The sequence below is a fragment of the bacterium genome, assembly GCA_021372615.1.
GTDB lineage: Bacteria > Armatimonadota > Zipacnadia > Zipacnadales > UBA11051 > JAJFUB01.
This window is the reverse complement of sequence record JAJFUB010000102.1, coordinates 45,644-71,273: the sequence shown is the minus strand read 5'-3', so window position 1 is coordinate 71,273 and position 25,630 is coordinate 45,644. Positions and strand designations below refer to the sequence as shown.

Here is a 25,630-nt window from a genome sequence, read left to right as displayed (position 1 = left end):
AGTCCTCGGAGGACTGAGGTGATTACGTTGGCAGACATCTCTGAAGGTCGCTGTGACGACCGCTTTGAGAAGACCGCTCTCTCCTTCGACGATGTCATCCTGATCCCGGCGCGGGCCGACTTCTTGCCCGCCGAGGTGGATGTCACTGCGCGCCTGACCCCCAACATCCACCTGAACATCCCCATCCTGTCGGCGGCCATGGACATGGTCACCGAGTCCGCCATGGCCATCGCCCTGGCCCGCGAAGGCGGCCTCGGCGTCATCCATCGCAACATGAGCATCGAGGCCCAAGCCCGCGAGGTGGATCGGGTCAAGCGTTCGGAGAGCGGCATGATCGTGGACCCGGTCACACTGACGCCCGACCACAAGGTCGGCGAGGCCCTCGCGCTCATGAACCAGTATCACATCTCCGGCCTGCCGATCACGGAGGGCCGGCGCCTCGTAGGCATCCTCACCAACCGCGACTTGCGTTTCGAGGACGACATGGACAAGCCCATCGCTCAGGCCATGACCAGCGCCAACCTGGTTACCACTGGCGAGGGCACCAGCCTGGACGAGGCCAAGGCGATCCTGCACCAGCACCGCATCGAGAAGCTGCCGGTAGTGGATGGCGAGTTCAACCTCCTGGGCCTCATCACCATCAAGGACATCGAGAAGGTCGCCAAGTACCCGCACGCCTGCAAGGATGACCTGGGGCGGTTGCGGGCGGCGGCGGCGGTGGGCGTCGGGCCCGACACTAAGGAACGTGTGGCCGCCCTCGTGGAGCGTGGCGTGGACGTCGTCACGGTGGATAGCGCCCACGGCCATTCGGCCAATGTCATGAACACTGTCGCCATGCTCAAGGAGAGCTTCCCGGGGCTGGGCGTCATCGGCGGGAATGTGGCCACCGAGGAGGGCGCCCGCGATCTCGTCTCCGCCGGCGCCGACGCCGTCAAAGTTGGCATGGGGCCCGGCTCCATCTGTACCACCCGGGTCGTCGCCGGTGCGGGTGTGCCGCAGATCACGGCGATCTCCGAGGCCCTCAGGGCCACCCGCGACGCCGGCATCCCGCTCATCGCTGACGGCGGTATCAAGTACTCCGGCGACGTCACGAAGGCCATCGCGGCCGGCGCCGACTGTGTCATGGTCGGCTCGCTCTTCGCCGGCACCGAGGAAAGCCCGGGTAGTACGGTGCTGTACCGGGGCCGCACCTACAAGGAGTACCGTGGCATGGGCTCCCTCGGCGCCATGGCCTCGCGCCCCGGCGCGGGCGAGCGCTATGGCCTGCGCGACCAGGACGACCTGGTGCCCCAGGGCATTGAGGGCCGTGTACCCTACAAGGGCCCGCTGTCGGCGGTTGTGGTCCAGCTCATCGGTGGCCTGCGCGCGGGCATGGGCTACTGCGGCGTGCGCACCATCGCTGATCTGCAGTCCGAAGCCGAGTTCTACCGCATCACCCCGGCCGGGCTGCAGGAAAGCCACGCCCACGATGTCAACATCACCGAGGAAGCGCCGAACTACCAGTTGCCACAGTAGGGGAGACAGAGGCATGGCCCGACGCGGACCGCACATCAAGGACCTCTTCGACCTGTCCGGCAAGGTCGCGATGGTGACCGGCGGCGCCCAGAACCTGGGGCTCGACATGGCCGAGGCCCTCGGCGACGCCGGGGCCGATCTGGTCATCACCTCGCGCGAGCTGCCCAAGGCTGAAGCGAAGGCGGCCGAGCTACGCGAGTACCTGGGCGTGAGGGTACTGCCGCTGGGGCTCAACGTGGTGGATGAGGAGGCGGTGGCGGCGGCGTTCGCGGCGGTCATGGCCGAGTACGGGCGCCTCGACGTGCTGGTGTGCAACGCCGGCGGCGCGAAGCTCACCGGCGGCACCTCCACCGACACGATGGCCGCGTCCGACTGGGACTACGTGACGGAGGTCAACCTGCGCGGGACGTTCCTGTGCTGCCGCGCGGCGCTGCAGATCATGAAGGCCCAGGGCCACGGCTCGATCATCACCATCGCCTCGATCAGCGGCATGGTTGGCCGCGACCGCTGGGTCTATGAGGGCTCGCCCAACATGGTCCCGAACATGACCGTCTACAGTGCCGCCAAGAGCGGGATCATGGGCTTCACGCGCGACCTGGCGGCCGAGAACGGCCGGTTCGGCGTACGGGTCAACAGCATCTCGCCGGGGGGCTTCGAGCGCGGCCAGCCGGAGGAGTTCATCCGTCGCTACAGCAAGCAGACACCGCTGGGCCGCATGGGGCAGGACGGCACGGACCTCAAGGGCGCGGTGGTCTTCCTGGCCTCCGATGCCGCCGGCTATGTCACCGGCATCAACCTGCCGGTGGACGGCGGCTTCACGATGTGGTGAGCGGAGCGCGCCCAGGCCGCTCGTGGCTCTGGGCGCGCCCCGTCGTGTGCTCTCACAGCCGCGTCACGGCGCCATCTTCAGCCCGCCGCCCACGCGCTTCAGTTCGTAGACATCCCACTGCTTGAGGCTGTTGCCGCTGCGCGACGGCGACTCCATGCGTTGGGCCATGAGGACCCGTTCCCCGTCGGTACGCAGTTGGATCATGCCGTAGACGCGCAACCGTTCAATGCGCTTGTCCAGGCTCCCCGTTGTAGCCTCCGCTACGTCGAGCTGGCCGTACGAGCGGGCCAGTTCGGTGGAGAACACCAGCGGCCGATCGCCGTAGCCGCACTTCCCCAGCGCGCCGATCGTGTCCGCCCGCGGGTGTGAGTACTGCTCATTGTCCCCCGACGATATCACGCTGACCGCCGGCCTGACAGCCTGGATGAAGGCCAGGTCGAAGTCCGCGCTGCCATGGTGCCCGCACTTGAGCACGTCAGCACGGAACGCCTCAGCGCCCGCAGCCTCGCGGAGATAGGCCTGCGACGCGGCGTTGGTGTCACCTGCCAGCAGGACACGTACGTTGCCGTACTCCAGCATGCAGATGATGCTGTTGCCGTTGCGTGTCTTGCTGCCGCCGCCCAGGCTGTCGTCGAACCAGGGCAGTCGTCCACTGCCGCACAGGACGGGGCCGAGGACATGGAGCCCCAGGCGCTGAGTGCCCGTGGGTCTGTACCCTTCGAGGTACTTCGGCTTGGCCTGCGGCGAGAGCCCGAGCCGGGAAACGCCGCCGCAGCGACCGGCCTCGGTCGCGCTCTGCAGCGACCGCACTAACGCTGCATACTGCGGTGTCAGCTTGCCGGCCTCACACAGCTCGGATAGGCCGCCGGCGCCGTCGAGGGACCCGCAGAGCGTCTTCAGGGCCCGGCTTCCCGGCTCGCCCACGACCTCCCCGAGAGGCGTGTTGTACCCCGCCGCCTTGGCGAACCGGCCAATGCCATTGTGGTAGAACGTGTAGCCCACGATGTTAGGGTTGTCGATGATCTTGGCGAACCCGTGGAAGTGGTCGTCATCGGGGTGAGTGGCGACGAGGGCGTCGAAGGCCAGCGGCGCCTTCAGCCCCCCGTACTTCCACTTGATGAAGCGGAAGGCATTGTCACTGGCGCCGGCGTCAACCAGCAGGCGGCGGTCATCCGGCGTCTGCACGAGGCAGGCATCGCCCTGTCCGACATCAATGAAGTACAGCTCCAGGAGCCGGTCGGGGCGAGTATCGGCCTCCCTCACCCAGCCCGTCTTCAGCCCTGCCTTGACCTTCAGCCACTCGCCTTGTCGATCCAACACCCCCAGCCAGTCCCCCCACAGCCTGTCGCTGAGGGGCGCCGAAGTGCTCTTCGGCTCTGCACGGACGTTCAGCCTGGCCGCATTGACGTACACCTGTTCCATGGTATTACCCCCTGTGGGACCGTCGCGGAGTCCCGCCGCAAGGCGGGAGCATTCCACCGTGCAAACGTATTGGACGCGGTGGGCGCGTTATCCTGCACAAGTGCACCACACGAGACCGATACTGCCATTGGGCCGTCCCCGACGTCCGGCCCCACGCGACCCTACCGCCTCACCTCATACGCCGCCCAGCCGAACCCTCCCAGCATCCCCTCCAAGCGATTGCCGCCGAGCGGCTTCAGGGCTGCGCTGTCCTTCGTGGGCGTGAGGCTGAGCTTGCTGGTTTGCGGCCAGCCGAACTGTTCGGGCAGGACCGTGAGGCTGAAAGACCGCTCCTGGCCCGACTCCGAGTTGGCGATCACGACGATCGCCCGGTCCCGGTTCCAGTATGTCGCCGCTCGGACGAACGGGCTGGAGGACTGCACGGCCGTCTGACGGTGCCAGGGCAGAAACTGCATTGTGCCCAGATCACTGCTCCCCCGCAGGGCAAAGAGCCGCAGCCACGGGCGCAGTCGGTCGGGCAGGTCGTACATCCCCTCCGCGCCGACGTTGCCCGAATGCGCCCACGGGAAGATGCCCGTCAGCGCGCAGCGGGAGAGATAGGCGTCCACGAGTTCCGGCGCGGGCGCTGAGCCGCCCTCCTCGCCCGGCGCGGCGGCCCCGTGGTACAGGAAGCTGCTGACGAGCGTCATCTGCGCGGCGTTGACGAACTCCCCCTGGGCCGGGGTCAGATGCAGCGGCAGCGGCTCCGTGGACGGGTACTCCTCGAAGATCGCCGTCACTGTACAGAGGTCCTGGAAGAAGAGCACCGGCACCCAGCCCGTGTGGCCGCAGAAGACGCGGGCGGGCCCCAGGAACTGCCGGTCCCACAGGATCATGTCTAGCACGCCGTCCGTGTTCAGGTGTGGGGCCGGGTGGTGTCGCGTGTTGGTGCAGATGTACGGGTGGGTGAAGTCGTGATAGAGCCCGCCGAAGTCGGCGCTCTCCACCAGCTTCGTGTAGCCGGTCTTCAGCGCGTCGCGGAAGTCCCTGGACTGTGGGCAGAAGTAGTCGCCGTAGCCGTCGGGGTAGATCATCGGCGTGGAGACGCCGTTGCGCAGCTCCTCGCGGGCCATGATCTCGTGCTGCTGCCATAGCGGCGCCCGGCGGTTGACGAGCTGGAAGGGGTCGAAGGGGTACATCTTGATCCCGACCGCCCGTGCCCGCTGGACAGCCTGCTGAGAAGCCTTCAGGTCGCTCAACTGGAAGGAGCCTGGCGTGTTGCCACAGCCGAGTAGGATGTCGGTCACGCCGTAGTCGGCGCAGAGGCGCAGCATCTGCTCGGTGCACTGGCCCGTGTCCAGGCACGCGACGAAGTTGCGCCGCGGCAGGCAGCGCTTCACTTGCGGCAGCGACAGGTAGCTCTCGAACTGCAGCGTGCCGGTCAGTTCGAGCGGCTGATCGGTCTGCGCCAGCGGCTCGACGACCATCTGTGGCGCACCCTCGGCGGTGCCGCAGATCGCATACCGTGCCGCGTCCTTGCGCCCGCCGAAGCCCTGCCACTGGTTCAGGTCGCTGGCTGGCAGCCAGTCAATGCCCTCGACGCCGCGGCGGAACAGGCACATGTACTGCGAGAAGCTCTTCTCCTCAAACGCGGCCAGCCCCGGGAACACTGCGCGCCCCCAGGTCGTGCGCTCCTTCTCCCGGCGGGAGGCGCACTCGTCCAGCGACGGGCTGAGCGTCATGCTCCCGACCGCCAGGCGCGTGCAGGCGACCTTACGGTCGCCGAGCAGATAGCGGCAGGTCCGCCGCACCAGCATCGGCCGGTACTCGTAGACGTGCTCGAACGGGCAGAGCGCCTCGGCGTTGGCCGCAAGCAGCTTGCCGGTCACCAGCAGCTTCACATAGTCCGGGCGGCTCTCGACGATCTGCAGCCGGGCGTTGCTGTCGCGGACATCGGTGTAGTCGCCGCCCGCTGACAGGGACGTGGCGATGGGCTCACGCAGGACCGACTGGTTGCTACCATTGGCGAACGTGAGGGAGCGGATGGCCCCACCGTTGCTCTTGGCGTGGACGACCTGCCACCACGGGGTGCTCACGACGACATCGCCGTTGGCGAGCGTCTGCGCCTTGAGGCCGGTGAGCGTGTCATGCTCGCCAGCGGGGGCCGGGCTTGCAGCCACTGGCGCGCCGGGGGTGACAGGCGCATAGCGCACCGTCACATCGGCCTCGTCGGCCTTGCCCGCAATCGTCAGCAGGGCTTGCCCGCCCTCATCCTTCGACAGCGTGGCCTGTGCCGCCGCGGCGCTGCGGATAGTGACGCGTTCGAGGGCCGTCGGAGCGAAGCTGAGGTCGGTTCCCGGCTGCAGGGCAATGGGCTTTTCGACCGCGCCGATGCGCCCCGTGCTCATCACGAAGGGCCGGGCGGTGCCGGCTTGCGCCTGCACCGTCACGGGCTTGCCCTGCAGGAACTCCGGGAGCTTGAGGCGCACGGTCGGGGCCCCGGCAGCGCGCAGGTGGCCTGAAGCACCGTCGCGATCCGACGTCCATTCCCACCGGGCCGACGCCGTCTTGCCGTCTGCCCCCGCGGCCTCGGCCTCCAGCAGCGGCATGCCGCCCACGCGCACCCCGGCCGCGCCGCTCCATGGGTTCTCGCATACGGTCAGCGGCCCGACTTGCTTGAGCGGCAGCTTCTCGACCTTGACGTCGAAGTCCAGTTGGGGCAGCGTCTTGTCGAGGGCCTCGAACCACAGGCCCCGGAAGTAGATCTCGAAGCGGAAGCCGTCGACCTCGAGGGGCTGGTGCGTGCGCACCGTCATCAGCTCTCCGCGCCGCAGCATCGGCACGACGATCTCCGTGCCGGCGGGGAACTGCCCGAGCTTGCGGTATGGCCCCAGGCCCGCCTCGGTGACCTGCGGCGGCATGCCGAACCACAGCGCATCGCCCTGGCTGTCCATCCGGCGGGTGCCGTCGGGGAGGCGAATGAAGTACGGATTGCGCTCCTGCTCCAGCCACTGGGCGACATACATCAGCACGCGCAGCCGCTGCTGGTTGGCGGCGGACTTGCGGGTGGCGGACCAGTGGATCTCCTCAACGGTGGGGGAGAGGGTGCGGGCCTCGACGCGCTCCTCCCAGTCGCTGACCACCTTGCCGCGCGAGGTGATGTCGAAGGCGCCGGGCTGGCCCGCGGGCACGTAGACGCCGCCCCACGAGGGGACCTTGCCCCGGCCGACCTGTACCTGGTGGACATCGTCCTCGTTGATGCTGAGCTGCTGGATCAGGAGCCCCTGGTCGGTCCGCACGTTGTTGAGCAGGCCGGCCAGGCCGCTGACACCAAAGCGCGTGAAGCCGAGCTTGTCCTGGAACGACCTGCGCAGGCTCACGGCCTCGCCGATGGGGAGGGCCTCAAAGCGCATGATGCCGGTGAGCTTGTCCCCCTGCTTGAGCTCGCGGTCACGGGCAAGGATGGCCGTGTAGGTCGCGCTCTTCTCGCTGACCGCCACGCTTGACTTCCATGCCTGCACAAAGGTGGTGCGGGCATCCCGCTGTGACAGGTTGCGCCAGGTGATACTGCGCACGTCGCCGACCAGCCCTGGCGCCGTCGGCGGGAAGATGAACTCGCGCGGCCCCGAAGCCGCGTCAATCTGCACCTGCAGGCCCTTCGCCTGGTCGAGCTGCGGCCCGGCCGTGATGCTGATGTCTTTGGCCTGCACGGTCTTGAGCGCCTCGACCACGTACGTCAGCTCGACGGCCTGCGGGGACATCACGAGCGTCTGTGTGAAGGCGAAGTCCGGCGTAAGGCGGCCGGCCACGGTCATCTTGCGCCCGTCGGGGGTGGTCTCGACCGTCGAGGCCATGTGCGACAGCGCCTCCTGCTTGTACTGGGGCGTGCCGTTGATGTTCAGGCAGATGCAGCCGGGCATCCACGACCCACCGATCTTCACCGCGAAGTGCCCGGCGGCGAACACGCGGAGCTGATAGTGGGGCGTTTCGTAGTTCAGGCCGGCGATGGACTGCGACTCGGGGGCCTGGGCGAGGGCGGCGGAGGTCATGAGCAACATGAGGCATGATACCAGGAGCATCCTGGACACAGCGCAGCACTCCTTTGGCAGTGGCGCGAGGAATTGCAGGGCAGCGGTAAGGTAATGCGGCATCGTGCGGCGAAACACCTGCCGAATCTGATGCGGAGGCGTCCCATGGACCGGATACGAGTGCTCGTCGCAGGCTGTGGATCAATCGGCAAGCGCCATGCGCGGCTGTGGTGCGAGCAGCCCGCAGCGGAGGTCCGGGTCTGCGACACGCTGGAGGCGAACCTGCAGGCGGCGACGGAGCAGGCGCCTGGCGCGCGGCCCTTCACCGACTACGCGGCAGCGCTGGCCGAACGGCCGGACGTGGTCTACATCTGCACGCCTAACCACCTGCACCGCCCGATGGTCGAGGCGGCCTGGCAGGCCGGATGCCACGTGCTGTGCGAGAAGCCGCTGGCGGACTCGGTGGGGAATGCGGAAGCGATTGCGGAGACGGTGGGCGGGGGGGGAGGCGTGGGAGCGGTCACCGACCGCGACAGTTCGGGGTCGGTGACCCCTCCCACGCGCGTGTTCGCCGTCGGCTACTCCCTGCGCTCCCACGGCGGGCTGCGGCGTGTGCTGGAGATCGTGCGCTCCGGCGTGCTGGGGACACTCGTCGGCGGGCGGGCGATGGTCGGCACGTACTTCACGCTCATGTGCGCCACCACGCCCTACCGCATGACCGAGCCCAACGCGCTGATCATTGACTACACGCACCTGCTGGACTACATGCGGCTGTTCCTGGGGGAGCCCGAGCGGGTGAGCGCCGAGTCGGCGACGCTGGGCGACCTGCCGATGCTCCCGCAGCCGAACCTATTCAGCCTGCTGGTGCGCTACAAGTCCGGGGCCGTCGGTCAGATCCACATGGACTACATCCAGCACCCGCAGCGCTCGCACGTAGAGCTGTACGGCGACCGGGGGGTCGTCAGGTACGACTTCCAGACGGGCATGCTGGAGCTGTTTGACTTCGAGAGGGACGACAGCCCGAGGCACGCCCATCACGTCGAGCATGTCATCGTGGCGCGAGACGACATCTACCGCGTGCAGATCGAGACGGTGCTACAGGCCATTCGGGGTGAGGAGACGCCGCTGGCCACAGCCGAGGACGGGGTAGCGGCACTGAAGCTGGCCGAGGCAGCGGTGCAGGCGGCGAGCACGCACGCGGCGGTGACGGTCTGACCTGGGCCTCCGCTCGGACAGCGGCAGGCCCTACTGCTCGACAGGGATGAAGTCTACGCCTGGCAGGGCGGCGAAGTCGGCGTCGCCGGTAACGATGCGGGCTCCGCACGCCTGCGCGGTCGCGTAGATGATGGAGTCCGCCAGGGCAAGCTTCATGTCATGCGCGCACCGCGCCGCACTGATGGCCAAATCGAGGTCGAGCGATACCACATGGAAGCTGGCGATGTACCGGGATACCTGATCAGCGCGGGCACGCCCTGCCGACAACTCGACCGCGCGGTACACTTCGCGAACCACAACGGTCGGCACGACGACCACGTCGGCGCCGCGCAGCATCTCCGCAAATGACTCATACCGGGGCCCTCGCCCCGCAAGCTCGATCCAGCCGGACGAGTCCATGAGGATCATATCCGGTCCTGCTTCTCGCGCACGCCCCTGTAGGTTAGTCCAGGCGCAATGCCGATGATGTCGTCCAGCGTAGGCACGGGCAGCAGGCAGATGCTGCCATCAGACACCTCAACCTGCAGCTCTTGTCCTGGTCTGATATGCAGCTTCTTTCTCACTTCGCTAGGTATTGAGACCTGATACTTACTCGACACCTTAACGCGCACCATAAGCGTATTCTCCCTGCAATCGCTCTATCGATACATGATAGCAGGTGGTGTGCGTGCCTGCAAGCAATCTCTGTTCTACCCACCTCTGCCGTCGAACCACCACGTCCGGAACTCCTCCATCGCCGTACAGACCGCGTCTACGTTCTCCGGTGGGGTGGGCGGGTAGATGCCGCAGATCAGCTCCAGGCCGCCCTGCGGGCCGCCGAGCTTGCGGACTTCCTCCTCGATCAGGTCGTGGATCTCCTGCGGCGTGCCGAACGGGACGATGGTCTGCCGGTCCACGTCCAGCTTGATGCACACACGGCCCTTCACCTCGCGCGCGAGGTTGTCTATGCCGTTGCACAGGTCCTGGGGGTTGACCATGTCCAGGCCCGCCTCCAGCAGGTCGTCAATCAGCTCCATGATGTAGCCGTCGCTGTGTGAGCCGATAATCATCCCCTGCTCGCGGCATGGCTGCATCAGCTCCTGGTACGCCGGCATGATCCAGCGGTGGAAGTGCTTCGGGCTGATGAGCGAGGCGTTCTGGGTGCCGATGTCCTCGCCGAAGTGCATCACGTCCACACCCATCGCCCGGTACTGGTCCACAATCACACGGTTGTGGGCGTTGGTGAGCGTGATGAGGTCGGGCAGGTGCGGGTCGTCGGTGGCGAAGTCCACCATGAGGTTCTCAAAGCCGCGCAGATAGTACATGCGCATGAGCAGGAAGCCGTGCGCGAGCGATCCCTGGGTCAGGCCGCCAGAGGCCTTGGCGGCAGCCATGTGCCGCCGGGTGGCTTCCCAGTCCACCGGCCCGCGGTCGCCGGTCTGCAGCGGGTCCGGGGCGCGGTACGTCTCGAGCGCACTCCAGTCGGCCAGCGGCGGGTTGCTGAACGCGCCCTCCAGGCCGTTGACCTCACTGTGCCAGGTGACGCCCCAGGTGTCCACGAAGTCCTCGCCGGCGCGGTGGGCGGGGCCGAAGTCGAAGTGGTCATAGTCGCGTTTGCCCTGCTCAAAGCCGGGGAAGAGCGTCGGATGGCGCAGACAGACTTCTTCCATCTCTCCCCGCCACTGGTCCCACGAGGCGTTTGAGATGCTGACGGCGACCGGCATCCACTCCGGGCCGGTCATGCGGACATTGCGCAGGTAGTTCTCACGATGGGATAGGGGCACGGTGGTCCTCACTGTCGGGCGTGTGCTGGGGGCCAATTCCCCGGTGGTCGCGCCAGGCCCTCCCTGCAAAAGCACAGAGCGCGCCTGTGCGGGAGGCGCGCTCTGCTTGGCGCTCGGTTCGCCTGGCACCATCGCTAAGCCTGATCGCCGAACCCCTTGATCATCTCCATGATCGTCCGCCTGATCTCCTCAGGCGTGGAGCCGGCCTTCTGCATCTCATCCGCCTTGGTCAGCACCTGGTGGCGCTGCTCATCGGTCAAACCCTGCAGCAGGTCCTTGATCGCGGCCCGACCGGCGCCGCCCTGGCCCCTGCCCTGCGGCATCTCGATGCCCCAGCCCTTGTACATCTCGGCGACGGCGGCTTTGATCTCCTCGGGCTTGGCGTTGGCGGCGCGCATCTCCTTGATCTTGGCCTGCAGTTGGGTGCGCTGCTCTTCAGTCAGGTTAGCGCCAAAGCGGTTGCCAGCGCCCTGACCCTTGCCCTGCTCCTGCGGCACTGCGAGGCCCCAGCCCTTGAGCATCTCTGTGATCGCCGCCCGGATCTCCTCGGGCTTGGCGTTGGCGGCACGCATCTCCTTCAGCTTGGCCTGAAGCTCTTTGCGCTGCTCCTGAGTCAGCTGCAGCATCAGCAGGGCTCGGCCGCGCGGAGGCTCTAGCCCCCAGCCCTTGAACAGCTCGCCGATCGCCGCGTTGATCTCCTCGGGCTTGGCGTTGGCCGCGCGCAGCTCCTTCAGCTTGGCTTCGAGCTGGGCCTTCTGGTCGGCGGTCAGTTGGACTGCTGCCTGCCGGGGCTTCCCTTGCTGCCCCTGCGCCGGTCCGGCCTGTTGGGCCGAGACCATCGTCCCGATCAAGCCCGACAGGGCGATCAGCGTCATCATGAGCACTATTCTCTTCATCGGTTCTGCTCCTTCTGTGTCAGCCTCTTGTGGGAGGCGTGTGCTTCACTGTGTATGCCCATATGACGCGGTGGCCGATAGGGTCATTCCGCGTTTGTGGGGGGAACGATGGGGGAGAGGGCACGATGAGACCGGGCTAGCGGACGAGGGCGTCCTGGATGGTGTCGAGGAGTTCGGCGAGGTGGAAGGGCTTCTGCAGGCAGCGCACGACGTTCGGCTCCAGAGCCTCGATCAGCTCGAGGCCGAGCTTGCCGCTGATGATGATGACCGGAGGGTCGCCAGACATCTGCCGGGCGCGGGAAACGACCTGGCGCCCGCCACCGCCGGGCATGAGCCAATCGGCGATGATGAGGCTAAAGCCTTCAGTATCGAGGGCCTGTAGCGCCTGTTTGGTGTCGCCGGCTACGACGACCTCGTAGCCTCGGCCCTGCAGCACCTGGGCCAACAGGCTGCAGATGTCGGTCTCATCTTCGGCCACCAGCACGCGGTGGCCGACGCCCGGGATGGGCTGTCGGGGAGACGGCGCGAGATGCTGGCCCTCGGCCGGGGCGCTCGCCTGCCACACCGGCAGCCTGACTGTGAAGACGCTGCCCTGGCCACTCTCACTGCGGGCGCTGATGCTGCCGCCATGGGCGTGGATGATCCCGTGGCTGACCGACAGCCCCAGCCCGGTGCCGGGCATGTCGCTCTGCCCCAGCCGCCCCTTGGTGGTGAAGACCGGCTCGAAGATGCGGGGCAGGTTCTCGGTGGCGATGCCGATACCCGTATCTCGGACCGTCGCGACGAGGTCGCCGTTGTCACAGCGGGTGCCGATCTCGAGCGTCCCGCCGGCTGGCATGGCGTGGCAGGCGTTCATGAACAGGTTCAGGAAAACCTGCTCGATCTGGCCGGGGTCAGCCATGGCCTGGCAGCCCTCGGTGTGGTAGTCGCGCACGACCGCGATACTGGCGGTCTCCATCTGACGCGTAGCGATGGCCAGGGCCGCCTCGATGGGCTCCTCGACCCGCAGCGGCTCGCGCTGCAGGTCGCTGGGGCTGGCGAAGGCGATCATGTTCTGACAGATCTCCGCGCCCCGCCGACACGACCGGATGACCTGTTCGGTCAGTTCCTCGTATCCCTGCGGATCGTCCTCGAGTGCCACCAGCTCCGCCTTCATCATCATCGCCGCCAGCAGGTTGTTGAACTCATGGGCCACGCCGGCCGCGAGCTGTCCCAGAGCGGCCATGCGCTGGGCCTCCTCGACCCGTCGCCGCTCGCTGATGTCGCGCACCACCGCCAGCAGCGCCGCCGCGCCGCCGTAGCTGATGGGGCGCACGCTCATCTCCACTGCCCGCATGACCCCATCGGTCCCCGTCTCCTTGCCCTCGAAGACAGCCGGGTCCCCTGACGTCGCCGCGGCCGTCTTGCGGCTGGCCTCCTCGGCGAACTGCGTCCCATAGATCGCCTCAGGACGCACGTGTAGGAGCCTCCGGCGATCGCAGCCGAGGCGCCGGCAGAGCGCCTCATTGACCTCCACGAAGCTCCCCTCGGCGCTACGGATGAAGATGCCATCACTGGCGTCGTTGAAGAGCGTACGGAACTTCTCCTCGCTCTCGCGGAGGGCTTCCACGGTCTCCCGTCTCTCGGTGATGTCATGGCCGAAGGCGAGGAACGCTTCGGCTTCGTCCCGGTCATTGCAGATGGCTCGCAGCACCCACGCGAGCCAGCGCACCGAGCCGTCGGCCGAACGGACCGGCACGATGTGGTCGCGGTAGCTGGGGCGCCGTCCGCCGGCGCGGCGAAGCTGACGCCGGAACGCCTCCTCGGTGATGTCCTCGGGCGACAGGAGCGTGCCCACGACCGGGTGGCCGACCACGTCCCGGCTGCTCACGCCGAAGAAGCGGCAGGCGAAGCCATTGAGGAACAGGAGCCGCCCGTCGGCGGCGATCTTGAGGATCAGGCTGTTCGCGCTCTCCACCAACTCGCGGTAGCGCGCCTCGCTGTCTTGCAGCGCCTGCAGCATCAGCTTGCGTTCGGTGATGTCCTCCGACACGATGGCGCAGTAGCCCTCGCGGGGGCTGTAGGCCAGCATGGCGAACCACTTGCCCAGGCGCTCGGAATGGCGCTCGAAACGCACCGGCGCCCCCGTCAGCGCCACCTGGCCGATCAGTTCCACCCATTCGCGATCCACATCCGGCCGCACCTCGGTGACGCGCATTCCCACCACGGAGTCGCGACTGATCCCGGTGATGCTCTCGAAGGCCGGGTTGACCTCGAGGAAGACCGCATCCACGGGGCGCCCCTGCTCATCGAGAATGACGCGGTAGTGCGCCAGCCCGTTGAGCATGTTCTCGACGAGCGTGCGGTAGCGGATGTCGCTTTCGTGCAGGGCTTCGAGGAGTTGCTGGTGGTCGCGTGCGTCCTCGAGCATCATGCAGTAGCCGCAGATGCCATCGGGGGCCAGCAGAGGCCACATGGTGACGCGCACCTGCCGCTCCTCGGTCGTGCCGACCCTGACGCGGCTCTCGAACTCGGTGAGGCGGAGGAGGCCCGGCCTGGTGGCGGGCTGGGGGAAGTCGAGGATAAAGTCACGGCACATCGTGCCGCGCAGACTGTCCTGAGTATGGCCGCAGAACCGCTCCCCCGCCGGGTTGATGTATAGAGCCCTGCCCTCCAGGTCACACACGACCACAGGCGCTGTCATGCCCTCGGCGATGGCGCCGTGGATCCGTTCGAGATCCATCCCAGACCTCCCGGGGCGATGCGGGCAGGAGCATCGCCGCAAGTGTGGCTGATGAGCGGGCGGTCAGCGGTTGTCTGCGACGCACGGCAGGCTGCGGCCCTCCGGCGGGCCGTCACTCAGCGTATGCCCCCCTCAGGCGGCATGGCGCCCGGCCGGAATGACACCTGCACGACCCTCCCTCGAGTCTCGGCGCTCTGGATCCATTGCCCCCCGCGCTCCAGACAGACGCGAGCCACCTCCTGGGGGGACATCTGTCCGGCCACGAGAAATGCGGCGCTGCTGTCAAAGCGCGGCAGGGGCGCGATCCGTCCGTCCGCTTGCAGGCTGGCCAGCAGCCCCTTCAGCGCCCGGACCTGGCGGGGGTCAGCGGGCCCGGTCACATCCACACGCACCGCCGCCGGGCGGTCCACGACGATGTCACGCATGAGCTGGGGGGCCATCTGCTGTGCCACGTCCTCCCCCAGCGCTTCCAGGACCGCCTGGATAGCCTGCCTGTCCCGGCCGTTCGGGAGGCCGAATGGCTTCTGGGGCGGCACGGGCAGCTTGCGTTGCGCCTGGGCCGTGCTGACCAGGTGGTAGTCATCCGCGCCCACGAGCCGGGCATGGATCGTCGCCACGCCAGCCGTGGCCCGGCCGGCGCCAGCGCGGGGCAGTTGCACGCGAATGGCCCCCACCAGGTAGTAGTCCGCGAGTTTGGGCTTCACCCGCAGCACACCCTGACTGTCGTAAGTGGCCTCGCGCAGGTGCTCGGGTTTCACCGGTGTGGCCAGATAGCCCAACTGCCGCAGTTGCTCCACGAGCCGATCGGAGGTGGCCATCGCCGCTTGGGGCCGCGTGTTCTCGACGACGCTCAGGGCCACCAGCACCCTGGGGTTGCCAACCCCGCTGAGAGCCTCGCAATGGCGGTTGTAGCGCACGAAGTCGCGTCGCTCATCCTCGTCGGGGTTGATGTCCGCCAGTGCGGGCCGCCCGCCCTGACGGGCGCGGGCGAAACGGTCCGGGGCCACGCGCACCACCTCACCGGCGCCGGTGACATCCACCTCCCCCTCGTACACATAGACCCCCGTCTCGCCGTCGTCGCTCACCTCGCAGCGGAAGATCGTGCCGCGCGCGCCGGCAGTGACCGAGGGGGTCTGGACCTCGAACTTGGTCGGGACGCCGATGGCCTTCTGGATCGTCACCCAGACCCCGCCCACCAGCGTCTTGAAGCTGGTGATGCCGTCCTGCTGGACGTGGGTGACGAGTACCTGGGAGTTCTGGTCGAGGCGCACGAACTGGTTGCTGCCGATGGCGAGCTGGGCGCGGGAGCTTGCCCCCGTCTTGAGGCCGTCCCCCGGCAGGAGCGTCTCACCGATCCGGGCGGTCTGGTAGCCCCCGGCACCGTGGCGCGCCTGCACCTGCCCGTAGCACTCGATGAGGCGGGCGCTGGAGGCCGCGATCTGGGAGGGCTGCTCGAAGGCCGTCTGGCAGGCGGCAAGAAACAACAGACAGCCCAAGACCCGTGGGAGCCTCTGGATCATGCAGATCACCCAAGCCTTCGGTTCGTAGACAGTTTAGTGGTCCCGCTAGCGCATGCCGGGCAAGAACTCCTCAAGAACGGGACAAGTCCGCGTCAAGGCGCTAGCGCACGAGGGGAACTGGCTGAGCCGGGTCAGATGATGGTGCCGTCCGGCACGGTCGTCGCCCGGGGGACGATGACGATCCCGTCGCGCACGACAAACAGCTCGCTGTCCATGTCCTCGGCGTACCGGGAGGCGTCAATGGTGACACCGTCGCCGATGCGGCAGTTCTTGTCCAGCAGCGCGCCGCTGATGCGGCAGTGGCGCCCGATGCCGATGGGGATGTCCGCCTGGCGCCGACGGCGCACCTCGTCGCTCTCGAAGTAGTCCAGCCCCATGACGATGGAGTCGCGGATGGTCGTGCCGGCCCCGATGAGGGTGCGCACCCCGATGACCGAGCCAAGAATCTCGGCATCGTCAATGATGCAGCCATCGGCGATGATGCTGCGCTCGACGTGGCAGTGGTCCATGCGCGAGGGTGGCAGGTTGCGCGGATGGGTGTAGATGGGGGCCTCTTCGTCGAAGAAGTTGAACCGGGCGTCGGGCCGCGTCAACTCCAGGTTGGCATCATAGAAGGCGCGAATGGTCCCGATGTCTTCCCAGTAGCCGTCGAAGAAGTAGGCGTCCACATGGCTCTGGCGAATGGCCTCCGGGATGATCTCGCGTCCGAAGTCCTCCTTGGTCTCGTCCGCCAGCACTGCGCGCAGCACCTCGGTCCGGAACAGGTAGATGCCCATCGAGGCGAGATGGGTGCGGCCGGGCGTGGGCGGGTGCATGTCCCCGTTCGACATCGCCAACCGGTCCAGCTCGGCCTCGGTCTGCGGCTTCTCCACGAAGTCCACGATGCGGTGGCCGGAGGTGTGCAGGATGCCCAGGCCGGACGCCTGATCGCGTGGCACGGGCAGGACCGCCAGGGTGGCATCGGCCCCCTCCCGCTCGTGTTGGGCGATGAGTTCGCTGTAGTCCATGCGGTAGAGCTGGTCGCCCGACAGGATCAGGACATGGTCGGCGCTGCCCAGGTCCAGGTGGCGCAGGTTCTTGCGGACCGCGTCCGCCGTGCCCTGGTACCACCCGGTGCTCTCCATCGTCTGCTCGGCCGCGAGGATGTTAACGTAGCCCTCGGTGAAGGTGTCGAAGTTGTAGGTGGTGCGGATGTGGCGGTGTAGCGAGTGGGTGTTGAACTGCGTGAGCAGGGAGATGCGCCGCAGCCCCGAGTTGATGCAGTTGCTGATCGGGATGTCAATGAGCCGGTACTTGCCGGCCAGCGGCACCGCGGGCTTGGCCCGCTCGCGCGTCAGGGGATACAGGCGGGTGCCGCGTCCCCCGCCCAGGATGACAGCTATGGTTCCGGCCATGCCAACCTCCACACTGGATGAGACACTACTTTTCCTTCTGCTGGAAGTGCCCCTTGACCTCGCCGGCGTAGCCCTCGGGCTTGTACACCCGCAGCGGCTCCGCCCGCCCCTTCAGCTCCACCTCGCCCAGCTCCACCAGCTTCACGCGCCCGGCCAGGCGCTCCGCCAGCGTCTCGCTCAGGATCAGTTGCGCCTTGAACTCCTTGGTCAGGGCCTCAATGCGTGACGCGGAGTTGACCGAGTCGCCGATCGCCGTATACTGCGCTCGCCGGTATGACCCAACGTTGCCGATGATCGCCTCCCCCGTGTGCAGGCCGATGCCGATCTGCAGGGGCACCCGGTCTTTCCGGCCCTCCCAGGCCTCGTTGAGCAGCTTCAGACGCTCCAGCATCTGCGCGGCCGCCTTGGTCGCCAGTTCGGCATGGTCGGGCTGGTTGCCGAAGGCGTTCCACAGCGCCATGATGCCATCGCCCATGAACTTGTCCAGGTAGCCGTCATAGGCGAAGATGGCGTCACTCATCTCCGACAGGTACTCGTTGAGTTGCGCGATCCACACATCCGGCGGCATCTTCTCGGCGATGGCGGTGGAGCCCCGCACGTCCGAGAACAGCAGCGTCACCTCCCGCCGCTGGCCCTGTCGCACCAGTTCGGGATTGCGCTCCAGTTCGTGCAACACATCCGGCGACACGTAAGTGCCGAACTGGTCGGCAATCTGCCGCTTCTCCAGGCCGAGGCGCTCGTACAGGGCCCAGACCATCGGGACCGCGGCCCCCAGCAAGATGGCGCCGTAGGGCACCACCTGGTTCAGCCACATGACGCCGACCATGAACACCGGCAGGGCCAGGACGGTCACCAGCCCGACCCCCAGCCACACCGCCTGCTTCTCGTCGCTATACCAGACCGCCCACCCGACCAGCGCCCCGAGCACGAGGGCATAGATGCCCCACACCAGCCCATGCGTGTTGTTGCGCAGCGTCTCCCCCGCCATGATCGTGTGCGCGATGTTGGCGTTGGTCTCCACTCCGAAGAAGACGCGGTTGTTGCGGGTGAAGGGCGCGGGGCGGATGTCATACAGCCCTGCCGCCGTCGGCCCGATGAGCACGATCTTGTCGCGGAACGTCTCGGCCGGCTCCTGTCCCGCCACCACCCGCCAGGCCGGGACATACTTGACCGTCTGCAGCGGGCCGGCGTAGTTGATGAGCATCTCGCCGCCGGCGAGGGGGAGCGTGGCGTTCCTGACCGCCAGGGCGCCACTGGCGGCGCTGTGCATGAGCTGCGCCCGGTCCAGCCCCAGCGCGAGCCGAGCGATCTCCAGCCCGAAGTGCGGCATGACGTCATCGGCGGGACTGGCCATCAGCGGCATGGCTCGGCGGTAGACCCCGTCCGCGTCCGGCACGATGTCCACGTAGCCCATCCCCGCCGCCTGCGCCAGCACCGGCACCGGCGGCACGAACTCGTCCGTCAGTCTGGCGTCGGAGTAGGCGCGGGGCACGCCAGGCGTCGTTGCCTGGCCATAGCCGTGCCAGGTGAGAGGCAACTCCGTTCCGCGCGCCACTCGCCGTTTGTGCGCGGCCAGTACCACTCGCCCGTGCTGGCGGACCGCGGCCGCCAGTACCGCGTCGTCCGCCGAGGGTTCGGGGAAGAGGAGGTCAATGCCCACCACCTTCGCCCCACCCAGCCGCTCGAGGAGCCTGGCGTAGACCGCGCGGTCCCACGGGAAGCGACCGAGGTGCTCGGGCTTGAGGCTCTCCTCGTCCACCGCGACGATGACGAAGTCGCTGATGTCGCGGGGCGCGCGGTGGTCGAAGTAGGAGTCGTACGCGAAGTTCTCGATCAGCGAGAACAGGCGCTGCTGCGGCCCTGCGACGAAGCGCATCACCACGATGACGAGGGCGGTGAAGCAGGCGACCTGCACGCCCTTGACGCGGCGTGCGCGCACAGCTCCCCCGAGTGAGTTGGCTGCCACGACGGGCACCTCCGCACTGATGTTGGTATCCACTCGCGCGGACAGACTGCCGAGGCCATGGCTACGTCCGGGGCATGGCCTGGAGGCCGGCCGGGGAGGCTCTGCGGCAAGCGCCTTGCGCGAGTCGTGAGCTTCCTTGCCGGTAAGCCATGAGCGTCGTCGGCTAAACTCTCAAATGAGCCGTGCGGACGCCGTGCCGAGGCGTCCGGGTCGAGCCCCGATGTGAGACCGCACTACCGATCCCCGGGGAGGGTACACATGCCTAGTTTCAGGGTCCTGTTGTTGGCATGGGCCATCGTGTGCTTGCTGGCGGTGTTCGTGGCCTGCCGACACGCGGCCGCCATGCCCATCACCCCGGCGATGTCATATGGACCGTCCGTGGGGGCCAGCGCTCCGGCCCCGTCGCCGGTGACGCACGTCGCCCCCGCCCTGGCGCCTGAACCGATCATTCCGTCGCCAGGATAAGCTCACCTGCTCCCGGCTCCTGTTCTCTCTCCCCTCTGGCAGAGCTGAGATGCGCAGCGAAGCCGACCCGATGCCCGCCCGGCCTCGGGTCGGCTTCGCTTCTGCGCGCCGGCAGGGAAGTCCACCCCCCGCGCGGAAGTCCACCGAGCGCGCCATCCCGTGAAGACAGGTGCCCTCCCATGCAGATCGCCTACGTCCCAGCCCTTGTGGTCGTGCTGCTACTGGTCCTAGCCGTGGCGCTGCCAGCCGGCGCGGCCCCCCTGTCGGCCGCCGAGGCCGCTGCCTGGCAGCAGTGGCTCGTGCCCCTGCCCAAGGAGGCGGACCTGACCGGCAAGCGCACCGTGCCGCTGGCCGACCTCCGTCTGAAGCTGCCTGCCCAGCCCACGGAGCTGGACCAGTGCCTCGCCGCGGAGCTGGCGGCGGCGCTGGGCGATAGGGCGGGCGCCAAGCTCGACCTCCTGTCGCCGGCGGGGAAGGCCACGCTCGACTTCACCCGCACCCCGGCGGCCCGCACCGCCCTCGCGGGCAAGCGCAACGCCGACCAGGGCTATGTGCTGATCGCGGCGGCGACGTTCGCGCGCTGTGATGCCCTGACCGACGTGGGCAGCTACTACGGCATGAAGACGCTCAAGCAACTGCTGCTGTCGTCACTGCGGGGCACCGGCGCAGCGGCCACAGTGGATCTGCCCCTCGGCCGCATCCTCGACTGGCCCGACCTGGAAGAGCGTGGCCAGTGGGGCGGTACCTGCACCCAGGACCTCGAGGCCCTCTCCGACCTGAAATCCAACCTCATCGAGCTGCACGCCAAGCTCAAGGTGGACGAGCAGGGCGTGCCCCAGGCGACGATGGACACCGAGGTCATGGCACGAGCCCGCCGACATGCCGTGCGCATCGTGCCGATCATCCACCACCTGGAGCAACTGCCAGGCACGGGGATGTTCCAGGCCTACCCGCAACTGGCGGCCGTGGACGCCCCCTCGACCAACCCCTCGGTCCGCAACGTCTGCTTCTCCCGACCCGAGATCGTGAAGGTCGTCGGCGGGTGGATGGCCGACCTCGGCCAGATCCCCGGCGTCAGCGAAGTCATGGTCTGGCTGTCGGAAGAGGGCAAAGGCTGTCAGTGCGAGCAGTGCAAGCAGGTGGACCGCTTCGAGTCGGAAGTGCGCGCCCTGACGGCGGCGTGGAATGAGGCGAAGAAGACCTGCCCGAAGCTCGGCCTGCGGGTGCTGCTGACCCAGTTCAGCTACCCCTCCAACGACAAGGTGCTGGCGGCGTTGGCCCCCGGCATGAAGGTCTCGTACTACCACGGCGGGCTGACCTACAACACCGAGCGCAAGCCGATGATCTACCCGCTGCTGGAGGACTATGTGCAGCGCTCGGGCTGGATGGGCGTCTACCCGACGCTCAGCTCCAGTTGGCTCACCGTCGCGCCCTTCTCCAACCCGGAGTTCACCCATGCCCGCCTCACCGAGTTTGTGGACAAGGGCCTGACCTGCCTGGTGGCCTACATCGTGCCGACGGCGGCGTACTACCAGGTTAACACCGAGGGCGGACTGGAATGGGCCTGGAACGCTCATGGGCGCACCCGGCAGGAGTTCGCCACCTCCTTTGCCGTGCGTCACGGCTTCAAGGACCCCGCGCAGTTCGTGCAGTGGACCGAACTCATCGGCCCGCCGGCCTGGGACCTGTACGCCTCGAACTACCCGTACCTGGAGAGTTGGGGCAAGCCGACGGTGCAGGTGGCCGCCGGGAGGATGAAGCTCGCGCTGGGCACCTCGATGTTCTCGTGCTTCAAGACGCCCGAGCAGTTCACGACGAACATCAGCCGCTGCGACGAGGCCCTCAAGGTGGCCACCGCACTCGGCGAGCCGCAGTTCATCCTGGAGACCGAGATCGTCCGCGCGTACACGCAGGTTCTGCAGGGCGTCTACCAACTGGGGCAGATCCTGCCGCGCTCCGCAGGAGCGCAGGGAGACAAGGGCCTCGCCCCCGAGGACCGCGAGGCGGCCGGGAAGTGGTTCCACCAGTGCCAGACGGCGCTGGACCTGCTCCAGGCCGACTACCCCAAGTGGCACGAGGCCTGCAACGCCGGTGCGGGTGGCAAGGCCCCCGAGCGGTTCAGCCGCACCGCACAGTTGATGGAGCAACTGGCCGCCGACCTCGGCGACCTGATGGCCAAGCACGGCTTCACTGACGAGGGCAAGCCCTACCGCATGCACCAGATCGGCTCGTGGAAGAGCGAGGAGTTCAAGGAGGCGCGGTCACAGTCGCGACGGCTGGACGTGACCCTCTACGTCGCGGGGCCCGGCAAGTACTGGTTCCGCCCGATCTACCGCAGCGGTCTGCTTGGCCTGGTCTGCACGCAGGCGAGGCTCGTGTCGTTTGCCAAGGACAAGCCGGAGGAGTTGCGCGAGGAAGCCGTGGACAAGCACCAGTGCCACGCGGGGGGCTGGGTGAAGGATGATGTCTACCTGGTGGAGCTGAAGCAGTACGACCCGGCGCGCGGCTACGCCCTCATCGCCGACATCGGCGGGGGCGACTCCACCAACGGCGATTTCTTCTTCAAGAAGCTCCGCGAGTAGACTAGGGGACGTGGTACGCCCGACACTCTTGTCGGGCGCCAACGTGGGATGGTAGTACGCCCGACATTCCTGTCGGGCGCCAACGTGGGATGGTGGTACGCCCGACACTCTTGTCGGGCACCAACGTGGGATGGTGGTACGCCCGACACTCTTGTCGGGCACCGCCACTCACTTCGCCAGTTCCACTTCCAGGTCGTCCAGGTACACGACGAACTGCTCGCCGGCCTTCGCGCTCACATCCAGGACGACCTCCAGCGGGGGGCAGTCCTGCTGCCTGTTGCCGTTCCCCCCGATGATGTTGGCTGGCGGCTCCGCGGTGACGTCCCACGCGATCTGCTTCCAGCCGCTCCAGTCCATGACCGCCGGCGCCCGGTAGAAACACTCGCCGCCGGCGTCGCGGAGGCGCAGCGTGAACTGGCGCCCGGAGTTGTCGCCATACACCCACACGCGCACCGCCGACACCGGCCGCGTGTACGGCATTTTCTCCGAGAAGAGCTTGAGCAGGTAGCGTCCCGGCGCGGCCGGCGGCAGCGTCACGCTGATCTTGCCCGACTTCGCTCCGCCGTGGGCCTGCTCCGTGGACAGCTCCGCCTTGCCGGCAACCTCCACCCCCGCGGCGTTCTTGACCGGCTCGGGGTAGATCCGCCCCCACGGGTTGACGGTCTCGAAGTCGTAGCTGATCAGCTCCCCTCTCTCGGTCTTCTGTGGCGTGCCGCCTGTGGCAGCGAGTTGGGTCGCGCCGGGAAGTGGGGCCGCCACGCCGGGCTCCTCCGGCCGAACTTGCCGCCGCTCCAGGCCGATGTCCGGCCCGCCGAAACCGTAGAGGTTGAACGCTCCCCCCGTCGCGTGGCTGGCCTTGCTCGTGACGAGCGTGTCGCCGACGAACTTCGGCTCCTCGACGATGCTCTTCTGGTCGTTTCCGGTGGCAGCGACATAGGCGGCGAACTGGTCGGGCTGGTAAGTCGTGTCCTTGATCGTCAGCCGGCCGGGGAAGTACAGGTTCGCCTCGGCCCCGTACGAGCCGGCAGCGAGCACCTCGGCGATCTGCCCCCCGGCGAGGATCGAGTTGAGCGTGTAGGCCGAGGCGCCCTCCTCGACCTGCAGGCACGTCTTGCCGCCCTGGATGACGCAGTGCTCGATCACGGCCTGCGCGTTGGGGGTGAGTAGCACACCGATCGCGTCGGGCTGCGACCGCACCGCGACGTTGCGCAGGTTGGTCACGCTCGTGCGCAGCGGCATCGCCTCAAAGCGCGGGTATCCCTGCTGGTCCGAGGCGCTCAGAGCGATCTGGATCGGGCTGCCACTGACCTCCGCGTCGCTCACCGAGTGCATCCCGCCGATGAAATGGATGCCCTTGGAGCGGTTGTCGCGGCAGATCATGTTCTGGTAGTGAGAACGGGCGACGCCGACATCCGCAATGCCGTGCCAGTAGTTGTGCGAGAACTCCGCCCCGCGCACGTAGCACTCGCAGTTCTCGTGGCAGCTGAAGCCCTCGTCACCGTTCCACAGGCCCTTGATGTTCTCGAACCACATGGGCGAGCTGCCCTGGTGGATGTTGAACCCGTCGTTGTAGAAGTGCATGGCGGTCAGGTTGCGGACGATGATCTCCCCGGCCCCGCTGGTCATGATCCCTGAGATGCGCACACTCATCTGCAGGTCGTAGTCGGCCGGCGTCTTGCCCTCGGCGGGGCAGAAGTACAGCTTGCCCGTCTGCCAGGCCCATTCGAGCGGCTTGAGCTTGTCCGGTGCCTTCGCCATCTCGTAGCGGCAGTCCGACCCGAAGAGGAACTCGACCTTCGTGGCCTGCGCCACCGACCATATGCCCCCGTTGTCCGTCCAGCCGTCCTTCGGGGCCGGGTCCGCACCCGAGATCGTGGCCCCGCCGCCGTCAATGATGATCGGCGCCTCGCGCGTGCCATGCACCATCACCGGAATGGACTCGCGGTAGGGGTGGCTCAGCTTCGTCAGGAGCAGCGTGTCTCCGGGCTTGAGGTCCCGTAGGCCCCGCGCGATCGTCTTGAAGGGGGCGGCGAGGCCGTCATTGGCGTCGTCGCCGGCGTCGCCATCCACACGGTAGGTAGCGGCATGGGCGGTCAGAGAGGCGAGGGACAGCAGCAGGGCGATGGGTAGAGATCTCATGGGGGCATCTTCGCTCGTGCAGGTGGGATTCCCTTGCAGGAGGCCGAGGGTGGGTGGGGAATTGTGCGACAGAGCGCGCGTGGGGACACGCGCGCCCACGCGGCGCATCCGGGACGTCTACGCCCACGCGACTCAGCGATCAACGGAGCCTGCCCATGTCCACCACCTACGGCGTCGGTCTCATCGGCTGCGGAGTCATCAGCTCGGTGCATTTTGAGGCGCTCAAGCGCGTGCCGAACGCGAAGCTCATCGCGACGTGCGACATCGTGGAGCAGCGTGCCCGGGACAGCGCCGAGGAGTATGGCGCCGAGGCCTACTACACGGACATGGACGACCTGCTGGCTCGCGACGACATTGACTACGTCCACATCACGACCCCCAGCAGTCATCACCACCTCGCCTCCATCGCCGCCTCGCGGGCGGGCAAGCACAGCTTCGTCACCAAGCCCATGGATGTGACGCTGGCGAACATTGACGCGATGATCGCCGCCGCGCGCGAAGCCGATGTGGTGCTGGCGGCAGTCCACCAGTTCCGCACCTACGGCAGCTATGGCGCCCTGCGCACGGCCATCGAGCAAGGCCGCCTGGGCAGGCTCCGCTACGGCAATGCCTTCGTGCCGTGGTGGCGCGAGCAGAGCTACTACACGGACCGCTGGCAGGGCACGTGGGAGTTTGACGGCGGCGGCGCGCTGATGAACCAGTCGGTGCACTGGGTGGACCTGCTGCTGTGGATGATGGGGGAGGTCGAGAGCGTGGGCGGCTATGCGGCCACGATGGCCCACGACATGGAGACCGAGGACATCGGCAGCGCCGCCATCCAGTTCAAATCCGGCGCTCAGGGCGTGTTGCAGGGCACGACCTGCACCTACAAGGGGCTCCCGACCCGCCTGTCTGTCCATGGCTCCAAGGGCAATGTCATCATCGAGGCGGACAAGATCACCCACTGGGACGTGGAGGGTGAGCCGAGCCTGGCCGAGCCGGGGGTGCTCGAGGAGACCTCCGCCGCCGATCCGCGCGCCGGCCTGGGTGATGCCGTCGGCGCCCATGCCCTGCAGATCGAGGCCTTCCTGGCCGCGATCGAGGGCCGGGGCGAGCCGGTCGTCCCGCCCGCCGAAGCCCGCCGCGCCGTCGAGTTCAACCTCGCCGTCTACCAGAGCCAGCGCACCGGCTGCAAGGTGAAGCTGCCGCTCTAGGG

At 67.6% G+C, this 25,630-nt stretch carries 17 protein-coding genes; 6 read left to right on the top strand and 11 right to left on the bottom strand.

Annotation, left to right across the window (positions count from 1 at the left end):
- Positions 1–27 precede the first annotated feature (27 nt).
- Both guaB and LLH23_15730 read left to right on the top strand, forming a co-directional pair.
- Positions 28–1,515, top strand: coding sequence for an IMP dehydrogenase (gene guaB / locus LLH23_15735; protein MCE5239917.1), 1,488 nt, complete (start codon positions 28–30; stop codon positions 1,513–1,515).
- Between the two features lie 13 nt (positions 1,516–1,528).
- Complete coding sequence (locus tag LLH23_15730; GenBank protein ID MCE5239916.1) at positions 1,529–2,344, top strand: SDR family oxidoreductase; 816 nt, start codon at positions 1,529–1,531, stop codon at positions 2,342–2,344.
- 63 nt (positions 2,345–2,407) lie between these two features.
- On the opposite strand, the gene LLH23_15725 is transcribed toward LLH23_15730, so the two are convergent.
- On the bottom strand, positions 2,408–3,766 hold the full coding sequence (locus LLH23_15725; GenBank protein ID MCE5239915.1) for an MBL fold metallo-hydrolase: 1,359 nt from the start codon (positions 3,764–3,766) through the stop codon (positions 2,408–2,410).
- Between the two features lie 161 nt (positions 3,767–3,927).
- A complete protein-coding gene (locus LLH23_15720) occupies positions 3,928–7,833 on the bottom strand; it encodes a hypothetical protein (protein ID MCE5239914.1) in 3,906 nt (1,301 codons plus the stop codon).
- Positions 7,834–7,938: 105 nt separating this feature from the next.
- On the opposite strand from LLH23_15720, the gene LLH23_15715 reads away from it, so the two are divergent.
- Positions 7,939–8,988, top strand: coding sequence for a Gfo/Idh/MocA family oxidoreductase (locus LLH23_15715; protein MCE5239913.1), 1,050 nt, complete (start codon positions 7,939–7,941; stop codon positions 8,986–8,988).
- Positions 8,989–9,018: 30 nt separating this feature from the next.
- Here the strand turns inward: LLH23_15715 and LLH23_15710 are convergent, their stop codons facing one another.
- The 8 genes from LLH23_15710 to LLH23_15675 all read right to left on the bottom strand — a co-directional run bounded on the left by LLH23_15710 (position 9,019) and on the right by LLH23_15675 (position 19,249).
- On the bottom strand, positions 9,019–9,396 hold the full coding sequence (locus LLH23_15710; GenBank protein MCE5239912.1) for a PIN domain-containing protein: 378 nt from the start codon (positions 9,394–9,396) through the stop codon (positions 9,019–9,021).
- Positions 9,393–9,602 (bottom strand): AbrB/MazE/SpoVT family DNA-binding domain-containing protein, encoded by a 210-nt coding sequence (locus tag LLH23_15705; protein ID MCE5239911.1) that lies wholly within the window; start codon positions 9,600–9,602, stop codon positions 9,393–9,395. Before LLH23_15705 ends, LLH23_15710 begins: the two co-directional genes overlap by 4 nt.
- 75 nt (positions 9,603–9,677) lie before the next feature.
- Positions 9,678–10,751 (bottom strand): hypothetical protein, encoded by a 1,074-nt coding sequence (locus LLH23_15700; GenBank protein MCE5239910.1) that lies wholly within the window; start codon positions 10,749–10,751, stop codon positions 9,678–9,680.
- A gap of 134 nt (positions 10,752–10,885) precedes the next feature.
- Complete coding sequence (locus LLH23_15695; GenBank protein MCE5239909.1) at positions 10,886–11,647, bottom strand: hypothetical protein; 762 nt, start codon at positions 11,645–11,647, stop codon at positions 10,886–10,888.
- 136 nt (positions 11,648–11,783) lie between these two features.
- Positions 11,784–14,369, bottom strand: a complete 2,586-nt coding sequence (locus LLH23_15690) for a PAS domain S-box protein (GenBank protein ID MCE5239908.1) — start codon at positions 14,367–14,369, stop codon at positions 11,784–11,786.
- A 116-nt stretch (positions 14,370–14,485) separates the two neighbouring features.
- Positions 14,486–15,889 (bottom strand): FecR family protein, encoded by a 1,404-nt coding sequence (locus LLH23_15685; protein ID MCE5239907.1) that lies wholly within the window; start codon positions 15,887–15,889, stop codon positions 14,486–14,488.
- A gap of 131 nt (positions 15,890–16,020) precedes the next feature.
- Positions 16,021–17,283, bottom strand: coding sequence for a glucose-1-phosphate adenylyltransferase (locus LLH23_15680; GenBank protein ID MCE5239906.1), 1,263 nt, complete (start codon positions 17,281–17,283; stop codon positions 16,021–16,023).
- A gap of 25 nt (positions 17,284–17,308) precedes the next feature.
- On the bottom strand, positions 17,309–19,249 hold the full coding sequence (locus LLH23_15675; protein MCE5239905.1) for an adenylate/guanylate cyclase domain-containing protein: 1,941 nt from the start codon (positions 19,247–19,249) through the stop codon (positions 17,309–17,311).
- 258 nt (positions 19,250–19,507) lie between these two features.
- On the opposite strand from LLH23_15675, the gene LLH23_15670 reads away from it, so the two are divergent.
- Together LLH23_15670 and LLH23_15665 are read left to right on the top strand one after the other, a co-directional pair.
- On the top strand, positions 19,508–19,714 hold the full coding sequence (locus tag LLH23_15670; GenBank protein MCE5239904.1) for a hypothetical protein: 207 nt from the start codon (positions 19,508–19,510) through the stop codon (positions 19,712–19,714).
- A gap of 179 nt (positions 19,715–19,893) precedes the next feature.
- Positions 19,894–22,296 (top strand): hypothetical protein, encoded by a 2,403-nt coding sequence (locus LLH23_15665; protein MCE5239903.1) that lies wholly within the window; start codon positions 19,894–19,896, stop codon positions 22,294–22,296.
- 168 nt (positions 22,297–22,464) lie between these two features.
- Here the strand turns inward: LLH23_15665 and LLH23_15660 are convergent, their stop codons facing one another.
- Positions 22,465–24,435, bottom strand: a complete 1,971-nt coding sequence (locus tag LLH23_15660) for a right-handed parallel beta-helix repeat-containing protein (GenBank protein ID MCE5239902.1) — start codon at positions 24,433–24,435, stop codon at positions 22,465–22,467.
- A gap of 155 nt (positions 24,436–24,590) precedes the next feature.
- Between LLH23_15660 and LLH23_15655 the strand changes: the two genes are divergently transcribed.
- Entirely contained in the window at positions 24,591–25,628 is a 1,038-nt protein-coding gene (locus tag LLH23_15655; protein MCE5239901.1) for a Gfo/Idh/MocA family oxidoreductase, read from the top strand.
- The last annotated feature ends 2 nt before the right edge of the window (positions 25,629–25,630 follow it).

Excerpts from the sequence above, each read along its gene's own strand:
- LLH23_15730 (MCE5239916.1), top strand. The coding sequence starts at position 1,529 with ATGGCCCGACGCGGACCGCACATCAAGGACCTCTTCGACCTGTCCGGC.
- LLH23_15725 (MCE5239915.1), bottom strand. The coding sequence starts at position 3,766 with ATGGAACAGGTGTACGTCAATGCGGCCAGGCTGAACGTCCGTGCAGAG.
- LLH23_15715 (MCE5239913.1), top strand. The coding sequence starts at position 7,939 with ATGGACCGGATACGAGTGCTCGTCGCAGGCTGTGGATCAATCGGCAAG.
- LLH23_15710 (MCE5239912.1), bottom strand. The coding sequence starts at position 9,396 with ATGATCCTCATGGACTCGTCCGGCTGGATCGAGCTTGCGGGGCGAGGG.
- LLH23_15705 (MCE5239911.1), bottom strand. The coding sequence starts at position 9,602 with ATGGTGCGCGTTAAGGTGTCGAGTAAGTATCAGGTCTCAATACCTAGC.
- LLH23_15695 (MCE5239909.1), bottom strand. The coding sequence starts at position 11,647 with ATGAAGAGAATAGTGCTCATGATGACGCTGATCGCCCTGTCGGGCTTG.
- LLH23_15690 (MCE5239908.1), bottom strand. The coding sequence starts at position 14,369 with ATGGATCTCGAACGGATCCACGGCGCCATCGCCGAGGGCATGACAGCG.
- LLH23_15685 (MCE5239907.1), bottom strand. The coding sequence starts at position 15,889 with ATGATCCAGAGGCTCCCACGGGTCTTGGGCTGTCTGTTGTTTCTTGCC.
- LLH23_15680 (MCE5239906.1), bottom strand. The coding sequence starts at position 17,283 with ATGGCCGGAACCATAGCTGTCATCCTGGGCGGGGGACGCGGCACCCGC.
- LLH23_15670 (MCE5239904.1), top strand. The coding sequence starts at position 19,508 with ATGCCTAGTTTCAGGGTCCTGTTGTTGGCATGGGCCATCGTGTGCTTG.
- LLH23_15665 (MCE5239903.1), top strand. The coding sequence starts at position 19,894 with ATGCAGATCGCCTACGTCCCAGCCCTTGTGGTCGTGCTGCTACTGGTC.
- LLH23_15660 (MCE5239902.1), bottom strand. The coding sequence starts at position 24,435 with ATGAGATCTCTACCCATCGCCCTGCTGCTGTCCCTCGCCTCTCTGACC.
- LLH23_15655 (MCE5239901.1), top strand. The coding sequence starts at position 24,591 with ATGTCCACCACCTACGGCGTCGGTCTCATCGGCTGCGGAGTCATCAGC.